This is a genomic window from Clostridium beijerinckii (genome assembly GCF_018223745.1).
In the GTDB taxonomy this organism is placed as follows: Bacteria; Bacillota; Clostridia; order Clostridiales; family Clostridiaceae; genus Clostridium; species Clostridium beijerinckii.
Genome location: NZ_CP073653.1, coordinates 3,893,340 through 3,908,692, shown reverse-complemented (window position 1 = coordinate 3,908,692; position 15,353 = coordinate 3,893,340). Strand labels below are relative to the sequence as shown.

Here is a 15,353-nt window from a genome sequence, read left to right as displayed (position 1 = left end):
GATAATTTTAAAAGAATTTAATTAATTGGATATTATGTGGAGCTATTGAAAGAGCTGTTATCGAAGTTCATTATAGATGGAGGAATTATATGAAAATTGGTAAGTTCGTTAAAGCTAACAATTTAACTATTGATACTGTGCGTCATTATATAAATATGACTTTGATAATACCTGAAAAACATGGAGGGCAATATAACTTTGATGATAGATGCCAAAGTGATTTGGAAGATATACTATTACTTAAAGGAATGGGATTTTCATTAAGTGAAATTAAATCAATTTTCATGTTTAAAAGATTGGCAAAACTTACAAAGTATGAGGAGAATGAATGTTTTAAATCATTTTTCGTAAACAAAGATAAAGAGATAGGAAACAAAATAAGAGAACTTAATTTAATGAAGCAAAAGCTTAAAACAAAACTAGAGTTGCTTTCAAATGTAGAAATTAAAGATAAATCCGTTATAGGTATAGATTTAAAGGCTCTTGATCTTTTGAGATGTTTTAAATGTAAAAAGGATTTAAAGCTTCGTGAAGGAAATATAGCAAATAACCAAGTTATAAATGGGAAATTGATTTGCTCTTGTGGAGAGGAATACATAATTAAAGATGGAGTATTGAGAGTTTCTAATATAAAAATAGATTCTGATTTTAAGTTTGACTTTAATTACATCACAGATTATATAAATTCTACTGATACAACCTATCTTGATAATGTCTATCGTGGAATGGATTGGATTTATAAAAAGATTGATTTTGAAAATTTGCAAAACAAAGTTTTGCTTGAATTAGGTTCAGGAATTGGATTTTTTCTAAGAAATGTTTATAAAAATCTACCTGATGATTCAATATACATTGCTGTTGATAATGATATAAATAAGCATTTATTTTTAAAAAATATATTAGAGAGTATAAATTGTAAGAAAAAGATATTATTTATTTGTTCTGATTTTGAGCAAATCCCTATAAAAGATAAATCTATTGATATGCTTTTAGACATTTCAGGTACAAGCAATTACAGCTTTGATCATGAAGAGTTTTTATTGGAGCTAGCTGATAGATATGTAAAGGATAGTTCAAATATAATAGGGACGTATATTTTATTTAAAAATTTTGCATCAAACTGTTTAATTGAAGATAAATATCGGAAAAATTTTATTTTAAACAATGTTAAAGAACAGATTTCAAAACTTGACTATAATATTTTTGAGGAAAATGTATCAAACTATATAGAAAAAGGTGGAAAATATGAGAGCTATTTTAGAGATGGAGAAAAAGTATATTCATATTTAATCTTTGGTAAAAGGTAGGGTTAACCCTATCTTTTATTTATTTTATCATAAAATTTTGTTAATTAACCTATTGATATGGTGATAAGACCACTATTTAAAATTAAATTAAATTTTAAAAAAGTAAATTATCATTAAGGGAAAGTGAGATTAACAATGTTAATAAAAGTTCTATCACTAAAAAAATTTTCGAGGAATAAAGAGTTATTAAATATAGGTTTATTTTCAATTGCAAACTTTATATCTGTATTTGGAACATCTATATATAATTTTGCTATTAGCTTGTATGTATTAAAAATTACTGGTTCAGGTCTAAATTTTGCTATGACTTTAGTAATAGGAGCATTATCTACTGTTCTTGTAAATCCATTTGCTGGAGTGCTTGCTGATAAAATTAATAAGAAACTACTCACAGTAATTACAGATGCTTTAAATGGTATGCTATTGCTTGTTCTATACATCCTAACCATTGAACATCCTTTGAGTTTATCTATGATTTATTTAAGTACCTTTATATTGAATGTATTTTCTAATATATATGGGATAAGTATTGAAACTGCAAAACCAAATCTAGTATCAGAAAAAAAGCTACTTCAGATAAATTCTATTAGTAAAATAATTGAATCTTCATCTTCCATACTTGGGCCAATGATTGGTGGGATGATTTTCGCTTTATTAGATATAAGGCTTTTCATAATAATCAATAGTTTTTCTTTTGGGATGTCCGCATTTCTTCAGTTATTTATGGATTTTCTATTTAATCACAGCAATGAAGAAAAAGATGGAGAAAAATTTAATATTTTTACTGATATAACTTATGGAGTAACTTATTTAAGAAGTAAAAAAGACATAGTGAATATGCTTGGAATATTTATTGCTTTAAATTTCTTTATCGGTCTTTCAATAAATGTACCAATGCCCTATATAGTAAATAATATTTTAAAATTGAGTTCTAATTTGTTTGGGATAATACAAGCTTTTTTCTCAATAGGAATGATTGTTGGAGCGCTTACAATAAGAAAAGCTCTGAATAAATTCTCACATCAGAAAATCGTAAAAGTAATGACTAATATATTATCAATTTGCATGATAGCAATAGGCTTTTCTGTTATAATTCAGTATAAAATCTATGATAATAATAACCTCTATGTAATATATTTTTGCTCAATAATGTTATTAGCAGGCATATCCATATCAGTAATTGATATAGCTATATTTTATGAATTGCAACAAACTATTCCGAATGCCATTAGGGGGAGAGTACTTAGTATAGGAATCAGCATAGCAAAAATAACTTTACCTATTGCACTAATTATAGCAGGTAGTTTAATAAATCTTATACCAGCATATATTTTGCCTATAATAAGCGGTGTAGGGCTTTGGATTTTTACTATGCTATATGTTAGAAATGACTAATTTTATGTGATAAGAAAATGATATTAAATTTATCCGAGATTATGATGAGGATAAATGGAGATTAGCAGCAAGAACGATAACTATATTATTATATTTAAAGATTACGACTGAGTTATTCAAACAAGAATACAAAGATGCAAATTTTCTAAAGGATTCTATAAAGATATCCTTTAGAAATTGAATAATAGAATTTTATAAAATATGCTATAATTAAGTTACATAAAATGGCTGATTAGTTAATTATAGTATTAGTGTATTCAAATAAATAAATTAATTATGTAGAGAGGAAATTCTAAAATGTATATTGGGTGTAACTGGTCAAAAGCACTAAAATTTCTTATAGAGGAGAACTTGATAAGAGTAGACTATATTAAATCATTTGGATATGGAAATTTTAAAGAAGACTTCAAAACTATGCGTTCAATGCGACCAATTTTAGTACATGGTTTAGGCTATTATGAAAACACAGGAATGAATGATATAGAGAGGATTGATTTTAATTCTGCGAATAGTATCATAAGGAAATGTAATTCACCACATTATGGTCTTCATCTTGCTATAAGATCTAAGGATATGTTAACAGGTATGACAGAAGATGACATATATAAACGCATGTCTAATCAAATTCAGTTCTTTAAAAAGAGTTTATCAGTTCCATTATTACTTGAAAATTCTCCTGATACACCACATGACCGTAAAGTATTTGACCTTTATCCTTATGTAATGCCAGAACAGATTTATAATCTAGTTGTTGAAAATGATGTATCTTTCTTGCTTGATATAACCCATGCAAGGATTACAGCAAAATATCGAGGATGGGATGTTTATGAGTATATTGGAAGGTTACCACTTGATCATGTTGTAGAAATTCATACAAATGGTTCAGGTCATGATGAAAATGGTTTTCCAATGGATACACATCAGGCCATGGAAGAAGAGGACTACGAATTGTTAGAGTGGGTTCTTGATCGTACAAATCCGAAAATAGTTACATTGGAATTTAATGAAGTAGAAACAGAGGATTATAACAAAATCATTTATTCATTAGAAAAACAATTAAATCGAATATATGATATATGCAGTACGAGATAAGTAAAATTAATAAATAAGAATAAAAGTATAAGAGGTGTAAGAATAATTATTTCAAACCAAAGGAACGAGGCTTTAAATGAGTAAAAATGTATACGATGATTTATGGATAGATATTTTGAAAAATAATGGGATTTTCCTTAGTGAAAAAAACATAACTTTATTAAAGAAGATTTTTAAGCCAAAGCTATTAAAAAAAGATATGTTCTTTTTACAGGAAGGTGAGAAGTCTACTGAAATAGGAGTCGTTGTTAAGGGAGTTTTTCGTTCTTATTATACTGATAAAGCAGGCAAAGATACAACAAAATATTTTTACAAAGAGGGTGGGGTACTATTCTCATATGTAGCACATCTATCTCAAAAGGAATCTATGTATTATATACAAGCATTAGAAGATAGCGAAATTATTGTAGCTCAAATTTCTGATTTTGAAAAAATAGTTGAGGAAAACTATGAGCTACTTTTGTTTTACAAAAAGATGATTGATAATGTTCTTATTATGAAAGAAGAGCATGCAATTAGTTTTAAAGTATTAGATAGCATTGAACGTTATAAGCAGTTCCTCAATGCATATCCAGGATTAGAAAAGCGTATTAAACAATATAATATTGCTTCTTATTTAGGAATGACCCCTGTGTCACTTAGTAGATTAAGAAAAGATTTAAATATTAACAAATGATAATGCAGCTAACCTCCATGTGATTTATGATGTATATAAATTTTATTAATGGGGGTAATTTATATGAAAAATGAGACAGTTGTTTTAATTACAGGATGCTCAACGGGGATAGGACGAGAACTTTGCAGCATATTATCTGAGAGAGGATATATAGTTGTGGCAACAGCTAGAAATGTAGAAACTTTAAAAGATTTACCTGTATCATTAAAGCTATCACTAGATGTTACCCAAAAAGAATCTATTTCAGTTGCGATGGAGGAAGTGATAGCACGATTTAAGAAAATTGATATCCTTGTAAATAATGCAGGATACTCAACTAGAGGTGCTTTAGAAGAAATCGATGTAAGAAGTGCAAAAAGCATGTTTGACGTGAATGTATTTGGGATAATTAATATGATTCAGGTAGTTGTTCCGGAAATGCGTAAGAAACAATTTGGCAAAATTATAAATATCGGTTCAATTTCGGGGAAATTTGTTCAACCTATTAATGGTGCATATTGTGCATCTAAATATGCAGTTGAGGCAATAAGTGATGCATTGCGTTTAGAATTGCACAACAATAATATTCAAGCAACTGTAATAGAACCTGGACCAATAAAAACAAATTTTTTTAAAACTATGGCTAATAATTCAAATAATCTTATGACTAATCAAGATTCTTATTATTCAACTTTTTATGAAGCAGATGCTAAATATCGAAATGATCAAAATTTAACTAATCTTAAAGAAGCAGCGAAAACTATTGTTAATATAATTTCGAAAAGGAGACTTAAACCTCGTTATAAGGTTGCTGTTCCGCTTGCATATAATATAGCTATACACTTTCCTGACTTTGTAAGAGAATACTTTATGAAAAAGCGCTAGATTAATGAATAATTATAATTTATAGTAGCAGAATATGGAAGGGGATAAATCAATAATGACATTTTTAAAACAAGTAAAGCTCTATAGAGTAAAAATTACTGAACCTTGCGACAAGAAAAATATATTACAGAAAACATTGAATTTGAATTATACTCTCAATAATTCAGGGATATGTTATAGAGAGTTTAAAAGATTTTCTAAATAGAGTTCAGACTGCAGATATATTAATACCTTATAAGAGAATTGAAGGACATTATTGTAAAATTGATTAGCATTAATTTAGAGTGTTAAATAACCAATTTTTATAAATATGTATTTAAAAAAATATTAAAATATATTACAGAATTAGGTGAGAAGATATGGAATTAATAAATGGAAATTCTAATCAGATTGATAAAACAAGAGAAAGTATAAAAAAATTGATTGAAGATTATAAAATTGAACTTGAAGTTTTGAGTAGAATGATAAATGTGGATTATAACTGGCTAAAAGATTATATGGATGGAAAAAGAAATTTGCATGAGTTTTATGCTAATGCAATGGACTCTATTAAAAACAATAAAGAATTTGTGTGGAATCCAAAGTGTCCCGAGCCTTCATTATTATCAAATAAGATTTATATTCTATCTGAAGGGATACGTAGTATAAATGAAGATGACAGAGTCAAAGGAATAATAGATGTATTGATAATTGACGTTGGAATTAGATACGATACTTTAGCTATGTATGCAGGTATCAGCTTAGAAGATGTTAAGAATTTTATGAATGATACTAATTCTATTACATATGAAAATAAATATAAGTTAGCGGTAGCAAGCTTGTTTTTACATTTTTTGATTAATGGCAAGAAATCAGCAAATTAGTTGTGTAAGGTGATACAAACCATTCCCATATTTGATTTTACAATGTTTCTTGGTGAGATTGTGGCAACATATGCAAAGGAAGATTGTTTGGAAAATGGGAGACCAAATGCCCTAAAAGTTAAACCAACAATATTAATGGATACTGGTTATTTTGATTTAAATAATAGAGTTGGATCAATATTTAAATCATGTGGAGGTAATAGGTAATCAATATTTATGTGAAATTTTAAAGTAACATGAAATAAAAAATAGCCAATATGAAAGTAATCAAAGTATAGCATTTTTGTATGTATGCTATGTAAGAAGTATGTATGAATTTAATAGTTATTTGAAATGCAAAAAAGAGTAATAAACATATGGGGAATATGAATATTACTCTTTGTTTTATATATTTTGGGAAATATATATGAAAAAAAGTTTTTATTAAGTTTATGATTTTATTATAGTTGTTTATTATGTCAGAATAATGGCAAATGTGAAGATAAATTTATATTCCCCAATATGTAAAACTTAATCAAAAGCATTATCTTAGACCATATTCCTCATGTAAACACACAATTACCTATAAATGAGATTCTAGAAATAATACCGTATGGGAAAGTCAGTTTTAAATTAACTTTTATGAAAATATTACATTACCATCAGTAAAGATTATAATTGAAGAAGTGTATGTAAGTGGAGGTAAAACCTGGTGGGTAACTCGAGCATTTAATCTTAATAGAGCTTCCATAGTTTGGTCTGAATCAATAACCATAACTATAGCTTTACTAGTAGATTCGCCAAGTTTTATAGTAAGAGATGAATTGGCTGGTAAGCCTGAATCGCTCCAAGTGTAAATGCCTTGTTTAAATGTTTTAGGGGCGGCAGATACACCTTTAATATTAAAGCAAGTAGATATGAAGAAAAAAATTAAGAATATAGGAATAAATTTTTTCATTAGTTTAACCACCTTTAATGTTAAATTTTATATAATATATCATTTGTATTATGCGTATTTAGGGTTGAAATATTCAACATATAGATTAAACAAAAAATACCACTTGTCGAGGTATTTATGTATGTGATAATTAAAGGGCCTTTTTTAAAAGAATTATTGATTTAAAATAAATAACGCTAAAAAATAAAATAATATATTTCTAAAATAAACGCAAAAAAACAAGGAATATAGAAAGAATTATCGAATATATACCTATCATAGATTGAATTTACTGGAGGGTGTATATATGGAAAATAGACTTGAGGCATTTTTAGAGGTTATTCCTGAATTAAAGGAAATATTACAAGACGATATAGCAGTTGCTGTAGCAGATACTAAGAAATTTATATATTATCGTGATGGTGATTCCATTAACTTACCTATCAAAGTGGGACAAGAATTGAGTCCTGAGGAACCTTTATATAAAAGTATAAAAGAAGGTAAGGTACTGAGTGTGATAGTGCCAAAAGAATTGTTTGGAATATCATTTAAGGGAATTTCCTATCCAATTAAGGATTCAAGTGGAAATATTATTGGTGGGGTTGGAATAGGTAAAAGCTTAAATAAGCAGCTTAAAGTAGAAGAAGTAGCAGAGAATATTTTTAGTTCACTGCAACAGACAAGCTCAAGCATTGAGGAAGTGGCTGTTGATTCTCAAAGACTTTCATCTTCAATGAATAATATTGTAGATGCAACACAAAAAACAGAAGAAAAAATAAAAGAAACGGATACGATATTAAATCTTATTGCCAGTGTTTCTTCTCAATCTAATCTTCTAGCTTTAAATGCAGCTATTGAAGCTGCAAGAGCAGGCGAGGCAGGAAGAGGTTTTTCAGTTGTTGCAGGTGAAATGAGAAAACTTTCACAGATGAGCAGTGAATCGTCAAAGAAAGTATCACAATTGCTTCTTGAAATGAGAAATTCTATTGATGAAGTTATTAAGGAGATTAGCAATACAAACATGATAGCAGAATCACAAGCAGCAGCTACTGAAGAGATAACGGCTACTTTAGAAGAGATTACCTCAAACTCCAAGGAACTAGTGGATATGTCAAAGGTAGTATGGTAAAGATGATTATAGCATTTACTTCAGATACATATAATTTTAGCAATTATCTTATTAGATTATTTAACAACCTTCATAAAATTTATCAGGAAAATTTAATAGGATAATAGTATAAAATAAGCAGAAGATCGCATTGTTCAATAAAATATGAATATGCGATTTTTTTCTGCCTAAATATAAAAGGGCATATAGCTATGAAGTAGTATAAGTATATTATTCGTGGTTGAAGAAAACTTTTGATTATTCATTACAAAGATGTTTCTTTATGTTTATAAACTTCTTCTCCCCATTCGCCAAGATGTTGTAAAGCAACTATGAGCTTTTGACTAAGTTCTGATAATTCATATTCTACTCTTGGTGGAATCTCATTGTATTGGTGACGAATAACAAGAGAGTCTTCTTCAAGTTCTTTTAAGTTTTTTGAGAGCATAAGACTGGATATGCCATCAACTTTTCGCTGTAGTTCATTAAAGCGAACAATTCCATTTTGAGATATAACCCAAATGATTAATAATTTCCATTTTCCATTTATAATTTTTAAAGCATATTCAATAGAACAGTTTTCCATGAAAGCAACCTCCATTACTTATATAAATATTAGTAGCTAAACATTTTTTGCGTACTTGTTGATTTATATGTTACTTAATATAATAAAGTCAGTCAATAGATAATTGATTGGCTTAAGAGAATTTTATATTTAAAAGGAGAGATAAGATATGTCAAAGGTAGTTATTTTTAAAGGCAGTCCAAGAAAGAATGGATATACTGCAAAATTATTAGAACAAGTTGCAAAAGGAGCTAAGTCTAAAGGTGCTGAAGTTATTGAATTTGATTTAAATGATTCTGGAATTCGTGGATGTCAAGGATGTATGTATTGCCGTACCCATGACGGATGTGCTGTTAAGGATTATTTACAACCAATGTATGAAGCTATTAAGGAAGCAGATGCTATCGTTTTTGGGTCTCCAATATATTATTATACAATTACAGGACAATCAAAAGTTTGGTTTGATCGTACATTCCCAATGATTGGAAATGATTATAAGGCAAAATATCCAGGTAAAAAGTTAATAACAATATTTACTCAAGGGAATCCTGATCCTAAGATAGGTGCGGAAGGCGTTAAATTTGCCAATAATATGTTAGAAGAGTTAGGTTGGAAGTTAGAGGATAGCATTCATTACTGCGGAACTAGCCATAATCCTGATTTAGCAGTATTTGATGAGTTATCTTTAAGAGCATTTAAGGATGGAGAAAATTTAGCTTAATAAATTTATAATGCAATATCACTTGGACAGTATAACGAATAATACTGAATTTGAAAATTTGGAACTTAAAGACACACATAGTGTAATGTTAACTTGACATTAAATTCAAAGTGGAATATACTTTTATGTAAGGTAAACATGACAGGAGTGGTTCTTAATGAAAAATAAACTAAAAGAATTTCGTGAAGCTGTTGGATTAACGCAGGAACAATTGGGAGCTCTTGTAGGAGTATCAAGACAAGCAATAAACTCTATTGAAACAGAAAAATATGAGCCATCTATATGGCTAGCTTATGATATTTCTCAAATATTTCATTGTGCAATAGAGGAAGTGTTTCTTTTTGAACAAAGTGAAAGAAAATCAAGAGCACAATTAAGTAGAGGTGTAGTTTAAATGGCATTAAGGAAAATTAGATTATTTGGTGATGAAGTTTTAAGAATGAAAAGTAGGGAAGTTGAAGTGGTAGACGAAAAGATCAGACAAATTCTAGATGATATGGCGGAAACCATGTATAATACAGAAAATGGTGGGGGACTAGCGGCACCGCAGATAGGCATACTAAAAAGACTGGTTGTAATAGATATGGGACAAGGATTAATAAAATTAGTCAATCCAAAGATTATCAAACAAGAAGGAAGCCAAGAAGTTATAGAAGGATGTTTAAGCAATCCACATGTATTTGGAAGATTATTAAGACCAGAAAAAGTTACAGTTCAAGCATTAGATGAAAATGGTAAAGAAATAATACTAACGGGTACAGGAGATTTAGCAAAATGTTTTTGTCATGAAATTGACCATTTAGAAGGTATTCTTTTTACCGATTTTGTTACTGAATATTTAAAATAGTATATTAAACTTTTTGTTACTGTATTATTTAATATATCATGCATTGTTAAATAAAAATGAAAATGTTAATTAATAATTTAATACAATATTTATATAATCAAAAAATCATTAGGCAATGTCTAGTGATTTTTTGATGTCTAAATATAAGGAAAATCATTGATTTAGTAATATGAAGCAAAAGTGATGAAATTTAACTAAAGAATTAATAATATCCTTGTATTTATATATGTTAAAAAGAATAATATTTTTATCATAATTATAAAAAAAAATTAAGAATTTGGCTGTAATTCTAAATTGTGGAACATGAAATGTTATCACGATATAAATTAATATATTTTGCATTTACAGGAAAATATATTAAAAATGGTTGTATTTTACTTTTGATAGTAGTAGTATCTAATTATAGTTCGTATATGGAACTATACTGAAATAGAACTATTATTATGGGAGTGATTTATGTGGAAGGTAATAATAAAAACATATTTAAGGAAAATTCGAAAATAAATTTTAATAGGACAGCTCAAGCTTACGATGAAAGCAGTGATGGAAAGTTTGTAGCCCCAATGTATGAGGAGATTGTTAGTAGGGTAATAAGCGCAAATCCTAAAAAAATATTAGATGTTGGCTGTGGGACAGGTAATGTATTAATAAAACTTAGCGTCAACTATAAGTTCGGTTTATATGGAGTAGATATCTCAGAAAATATGATTAAAATAGCTAAGAAAAATCTTGGAGACAAAGCTGAATTGAAAGTTGGTGATTCAGAGTATATTCCTTGGGAAGATAATTCTTTTGATGTAATTGTATGTAATGCATCCTTTCATCATTATCCAAGCCCAGAAAAAGTATTATTAGAGATGAAAAGAGTATTAAAGAATAGTGGTTTATTAATTATAGGGGATCCAACGGCACCAGTAATTTGTAGACAATTTATAAATTTATATTGCAAAACATCTAATAATGGTGACTATAAAATATATTCTGAAAAAGAAATTAAGGCACTTTTAGTAAAATGCGGATTTGAGCCATTTGATTTTAAAAAGATTAATTATAAGAGTTTTGCAATTAGTGCTAAGGTAAGAAAATAATCGTTAATAGATTGGAGTGACAATATGGATAAAGAATGTAAAAAGCAAATAGATGAATTTAATATATTATGGCATCGTATGTTATTTGAATCAAGCTATAAAGATATTGAAGCTAAATATACTAGAATAAAAGGACTTAGTGATAATGAAATATCCATAATTAGAATTATTTCCGAGAAAGAAGAAGTTATTATTAGAGATATTTTAGAAATATTGAATATTCCTAAAAGTACATTGACTAATATGATCGATAGATTAGAAAAGCGCAATCTTATAATGAGATCTATTAGTAAAAGAGATAGAAGATCTTATAAATTAGAGCTTACGGAAGAAGGGAAAAAAGCACAAGAGGAGCATATAAAATTTGAAGAAGAAATTTATGGAAAAGTAATGATTTCTTTAGATACTTATGAAGAAAGAGAAAATTTATTAAATATTATGAGAAAGATTGTTTATAATATTTCTAGTAGATAATGAAGTTAATTTTCGAGGTCAAATGGTTATTTACTTTTTGTGAATCCATTTACCATGTCACAATTATAGCCTAAAAACAATATTATAAAAAAGAGTATGATTTAAAGAATATTTTCTTATTTGAGATAAAGTTCACATCTGTAAGTGGTTTTTAGATTATATGCGGTAATATTATACAGCCTAATAATTTATAATAACCACTTTTATGTTGAACCATTCACCAGAGCGTTCATAAGTTACTAACCAACAAAATTGAATAACAAATTGTAGAAACGTAATATTCTTTTAATTCACTAATATTGAGTTTGCTAGTGAGTTGTTGTATTATATACTAACTATAATGCAATATATATTTGACATTGTGATTTGTATATGTTACAACAATAATATAAGGAGGAATGCAGGTGAAAAATCTTAAAATGAAATCAGCAAGAGCCTCGATGGACTTATCTCAAGAACAGTTAGCAGATATAGTAGGCGTAACAAGGCAAACAATAGGAATGATAGAAGCTGGGAAATTTAATCCATCATTGCAATTATGTATCGCCATTTGCAAGGCACTTGGAAAAACATTAAATGATATTTTTTGGGAGGATGATGATAATGAATAAAAAAATTGATGAACGCCAACAGCAGGAATTCTATAAATGTGAGCATATGGCGTTTCACATTATGTTTAGTGTATCAGTAATAGTGATTGTAATACAAATGTTATTTATGAAAGCTGCTTTTCAGCAAGTACTTGGTGAAACAGTCATACTTGCATGTGGGGGCATTTCGATGATTTTGAGTTGCTTGAAAAGTGGTCTATGGAGCTACAATAACAATGAACCTTCTGTAAAAAGTAATTTAATTTATAGTATTATATGCTCAGTTGTAGCTACGTTATTGTTTGCAATTATAATTTATACAAGGGCAGGAATCAAAGTGATGACCCCTACTATAATTGGTGGATTCTTTGGTGGAATTTTCATTCTTGGATTTATTGTTTTAACATTACTAGGACAGGTATCAAAGAATACAAAAAAGAAAATAGAAAATAAATATAAGGATATTTAAGTGATACTATAGATACCCAATGTAGAAGTTAGATTACGAATTAGCGCAGCTTAATTTCAAATATCGATGAAGATTCTAAGCTGTAGATTTCACCATTTTAGCATGATCAAACTTTCAGTATGACAAGCTAAAGTGGAACAATCTATAACTAAGAATCTTAGCAACTCATTTTTAAATGTTTTATCCACAAATATATTTATGATTTCTAGCTAAGTTAACCATTTATATAGGGTAAGTATGGAAATATGTCCACATAATAAGTCTAATTAATAATTTGGACATCTATAGTATTAGACAAGAATGAAGGTAAGATATATGGATATTGAAAAACTTATTAAGGAGCTTGGGAAATCCATTGGAAAGATTATTTGTAATAAAAAAGAAGAAAATAATGAGAAAATTGATATAGAGCAAATGAGTTCTATAGATATATTTAAAATAATTCTTAACAAAGTTGTTCATGATGGTGAGTATAATAAAGCAGAAGATTTAATCTTTGATGAACTAGAAAAAAATAATTCACAAGAAGTTTATGAAATTGCAATTGACTTTTATAATTCGCTCCTTAAAAAGAGTGATGAATTCTTGAGGAAAAGTAATTTCCCAAGAGAAGAAGTTTATCAGGGATTAAAAGATATAGAAAAATTTAAAGTTAAATAAGTAGGTGTTTTAGGAGGAATTTTTATGGTAGAAAGGGAAGAGCTTCTTGCTTATGTAAAGGAAAAATTTAATACCAATCCTGACTATCCATGGCCTAAATATCCAGAGTATGCTGTACTTAGACATGAAGTGAATGGCAAATGGTATGGGTTAATTATGAATATACCAAGAATTAAATTAGGTCTAAGTGGAAAAGGAAATACTGAGATATTAAACTTAAAGTGTGACACTGCTCTAAATAGTTTGTTAAAAAGTCAAGATGGAATTTTTCCTGCATATCATATGAATAAAAAGCACTGGATTACAATTGATTTGGACAGCCTATTTTCCAAGGAGGAAATATATAATTTAATTAGCTTAAGTTATGATTTGACAAAATAGAAATTAGTTATCAAAAGTAATGCAATGATTCTAAAATCGCATTATTCAAGAAAATTGAATTTGCGATTTTTTTTGTACGGTAAATTATAGATTTATTGAACGTTGAATATGTAATACTATAAGGCTTTATGGAATTGAAATAATATTTTTTCAAAACACAACAGGATAGCATTTACAAAATATGTTACAATTAACTGGAAGATAAATGGAGATTTAGAGGTGTGAAAATGAAAGTTTTAATAATCGGTCTTGGTGTGATTGGGACAACTTATGGATATGTTTTTCAAAAAGAGGGGCACGAGGTAGAGCATTTAATAAGAGACAGCAAAAAAGCATTTGTACCTGAAAATATAAATGTTAAGTTATTAGATGGAAGATTTAACAATAAAGGCGAAGAAAAAAATGATAATTATAAGATCCATATCGCAAATAAAAACAGTTCTTATGATTTTATATTAGTAAGTGTTCCAGCTGGAAAAATTGAAGGAGTAATAAGAACATTAAAAGAGAATGACATTAATGGTACTTTGATAATTTTCAACGGAATATGGGAAGATAAAAGTTATATTGAAAATTTATTTAAAGGATGGGAGTATATACTTGGTTATCCAGTAGCAGGTGGGAATATAAGTGGCCATGAACTAAATTGCTGTATATTTGATCATATTATGCTTGAAAGCAAAGAAAAAACAAATATTAAAAATTATGAGAAGTTATTGGAATTGTTATCTAATTGCCATATTAAAGCTGAAATACCTTTTGATATGCTCGAATGGATTTGGATTCACATGGCGATAAATGCAGCAGTTATAACAAACGCTGGAGAATATGGTGATATAAAAAATACGACTGAGGCAGCAGAAAAGTTGATGGATTCCTCTAAAATTTTATCAGAAACAATAGTAACTATAAGGGAAACTGTAAAAATAATTGCATCTAGAAATGTAAATCTAAAAAATTATAATAATGAATTATTTGCTTATAAAATGCCTTCAAAATTAGCAGGAATAGTTATGAAAAGAATGTTTAAAAATAATCAGCTGACTCGTAGAATTATGACACTTCATAATAATATAAATGATTTATTATATGTATGCAAGAATGTATATGACTGCGGTAAAAATAATCAAATGGATGCGCCGCTGTTTTCAAGAAAATACAATTTACTAGAAAAGAAGATAAATTGTTAAATTTTGCGCCCAAGCAATTCAATATAGAGAAGTGTATCAAAATTATTAAATTTCTTGTCTTATATGGCTTAATGCTTTCTCTTTTAAAGTCCCTACAATTTTATAAAGAATGAATTAAGTCATTTGAAAATTAATTCTCCAGCGTAA

19 protein-coding genes and 1 pseudogene are annotated in these 15,353 nt (G+C 28.1%); 18 read left to right on the top strand and 2 right to left on the bottom strand.

The genetic code is table 11. From position 1 onward, the window contains the following. Positions 1-89: 89 nt before the first annotated feature. The 7 genes and pseudogenes from KEC93_RS17660 to KEC93_RS17630 form a co-directional block, all read left to right on the top strand. Positions 90-1,307 carry a MerR family transcriptional regulator gene (locus tag KEC93_RS17660; RefSeq protein WP_077869295.1) on the top strand — a complete coding sequence of 406 codons (1,218 nt, stop codon included), beginning with the start codon at positions 90-92 and terminating at the stop codon, positions 1,305-1,307. A 135-nt stretch (positions 1,308-1,442) separates the two neighbouring features. After that, positions 1,443-2,702: an MFS transporter gene (locus KEC93_RS17655; RefSeq protein WP_077869296.1), complete on the top strand. Its 1,260-nt coding sequence runs from the start codon at positions 1,443-1,445 to the stop codon at positions 2,700-2,702. A 297-nt stretch (positions 2,703-2,999) separates the two neighbouring features. Then, on the top strand, positions 3,000-3,794 hold the full coding sequence (locus KEC93_RS17650; RefSeq protein WP_077869297.1) for a multinuclear nonheme iron-dependent oxidase: 795 nt from the start codon (positions 3,000-3,002) through the stop codon (positions 3,792-3,794). A 76-nt stretch (positions 3,795-3,870) separates the two neighbouring features. Continuing rightward, positions 3,871-4,470, top strand: coding sequence for a Crp/Fnr family transcriptional regulator (locus KEC93_RS17645; RefSeq protein WP_077869298.1), 600 nt, complete (start codon positions 3,871-3,873; stop codon positions 4,468-4,470). Positions 4,471-4,533: 63 nt separating this feature from the next. Further along, the gene (locus tag KEC93_RS17640; RefSeq protein WP_077869299.1) at positions 4,534-5,334 is read left to right on the top strand and encodes an SDR family oxidoreductase; all 801 of its coding nucleotides are present in this window, start codon (positions 4,534-4,536) and stop codon (positions 5,332-5,334) included. Between the two features lie 359 nt (positions 5,335-5,693). Next, complete coding sequence (locus KEC93_RS17635; protein ID WP_023974500.1) at positions 5,694-6,197, top strand: HTH domain-containing protein; 504 nt, start codon at positions 5,694-5,696, stop codon at positions 6,195-6,197. Next, positions 6,198-6,404: pseudogene (locus KEC93_RS17630) on the top strand (flavin reductase family protein); the annotation flags it as partial. A 412-nt stretch (positions 6,405-6,816) separates the two neighbouring features. On the opposite strand, the gene KEC93_RS17625 reads toward KEC93_RS17630, so the two are convergent. After that, entirely contained in the window at positions 6,817-7,134 is a 318-nt protein-coding gene (locus KEC93_RS17625) for a hypothetical protein (RefSeq protein ID WP_039769103.1), read from the bottom strand. Positions 7,135-7,420: 286 nt separating this feature from the next. Between KEC93_RS17625 and KEC93_RS17620 the strand changes: the two genes are divergently transcribed. Next, entirely contained in the window at positions 7,421-8,242 is an 822-nt protein-coding gene (locus tag KEC93_RS17620; RefSeq protein ID WP_077869300.1) for a methyl-accepting chemotaxis protein, read from the top strand. A 244-nt stretch (positions 8,243-8,486) separates the two neighbouring features. Here KEC93_RS17620 and KEC93_RS17615 read toward each other — a convergent pair whose 3' ends face one another. Continuing rightward, entirely contained in the window at positions 8,487-8,807 is a 321-nt protein-coding gene (locus tag KEC93_RS17615) for a winged helix-turn-helix transcriptional regulator (RefSeq protein WP_077854849.1), read from the bottom strand. A 148-nt stretch (positions 8,808-8,955) separates the two neighbouring features. Between KEC93_RS17615 and KEC93_RS17610 the strand changes: the two genes are divergently transcribed. The 10 genes from KEC93_RS17610 to KEC93_RS17565 all read left to right on the top strand — a co-directional run bounded on the left by KEC93_RS17610 (position 8,956) and on the right by KEC93_RS17565 (position 15,206). Then, positions 8,956-9,507: a flavodoxin family protein gene (locus KEC93_RS17610; RefSeq protein ID WP_077829838.1), complete on the top strand. Its 552-nt coding sequence runs from the start codon at positions 8,956-8,958 to the stop codon at positions 9,505-9,507. Positions 9,508-9,664: 157 nt separating this feature from the next. After that, the gene (locus tag KEC93_RS17605; protein WP_012059657.1) at positions 9,665-9,901 is read left to right on the top strand and encodes a helix-turn-helix transcriptional regulator; all 237 of its coding nucleotides are present in this window, start codon (positions 9,665-9,667) and stop codon (positions 9,899-9,901) included. Continuing rightward, positions 9,902-10,354 (top strand): peptide deformylase, encoded by a 453-nt coding sequence (gene def / locus KEC93_RS17600; RefSeq protein ID WP_023974495.1) that lies wholly within the window; start codon positions 9,902-9,904, stop codon positions 10,352-10,354. It begins immediately after the preceding gene. Between the two features lie 458 nt (positions 10,355-10,812). Further along, positions 10,813-11,442 carry a class I SAM-dependent methyltransferase gene (locus KEC93_RS17595; RefSeq protein WP_111944673.1) on the top strand — a complete coding sequence of 210 codons (630 nt, stop codon included), beginning with the start codon at positions 10,813-10,815 and terminating at the stop codon, positions 11,440-11,442. Between the two features lie 24 nt (positions 11,443-11,466). After that, entirely contained in the window at positions 11,467-11,916 is a 450-nt protein-coding gene (locus KEC93_RS17590) for a MarR family winged helix-turn-helix transcriptional regulator (protein WP_012059654.1), read from the top strand. A gap of 404 nt (positions 11,917-12,320) precedes the next feature. Then, positions 12,321-12,527 (top strand): helix-turn-helix transcriptional regulator, encoded by a 207-nt coding sequence (locus KEC93_RS17585; protein ID WP_012059653.1) that lies wholly within the window; start codon positions 12,321-12,323, stop codon positions 12,525-12,527. Continuing rightward, positions 12,520-12,975 (top strand): DUF6773 family protein, encoded by a 456-nt coding sequence (locus KEC93_RS17580; protein WP_077854852.1) that lies wholly within the window; start codon positions 12,520-12,522, stop codon positions 12,973-12,975. The genes KEC93_RS17585 and KEC93_RS17580 overlap by 8 nt, the downstream gene beginning before the upstream one ends. Before the next feature lie 315 nt (positions 12,976-13,290). Next, entirely contained in the window at positions 13,291-13,635 is a 345-nt protein-coding gene (locus KEC93_RS17575) for a DUF6483 family protein (RefSeq protein WP_077869302.1), read from the top strand. Positions 13,636-13,659: 24 nt separating this feature from the next. Then, positions 13,660-14,016, top strand: coding sequence for an MmcQ/YjbR family DNA-binding protein (locus KEC93_RS17570; protein ID WP_077869303.1), 357 nt, complete (start codon positions 13,660-13,662; stop codon positions 14,014-14,016). 227 nt (positions 14,017-14,243) lie between these two features. Then, positions 14,244-15,206, top strand: coding sequence for a ketopantoate reductase family protein (locus KEC93_RS17565; RefSeq protein ID WP_077869304.1), 963 nt, complete (start codon positions 14,244-14,246; stop codon positions 15,204-15,206). The last annotated feature ends 147 nt before the right edge of the window (positions 15,207-15,353 follow it).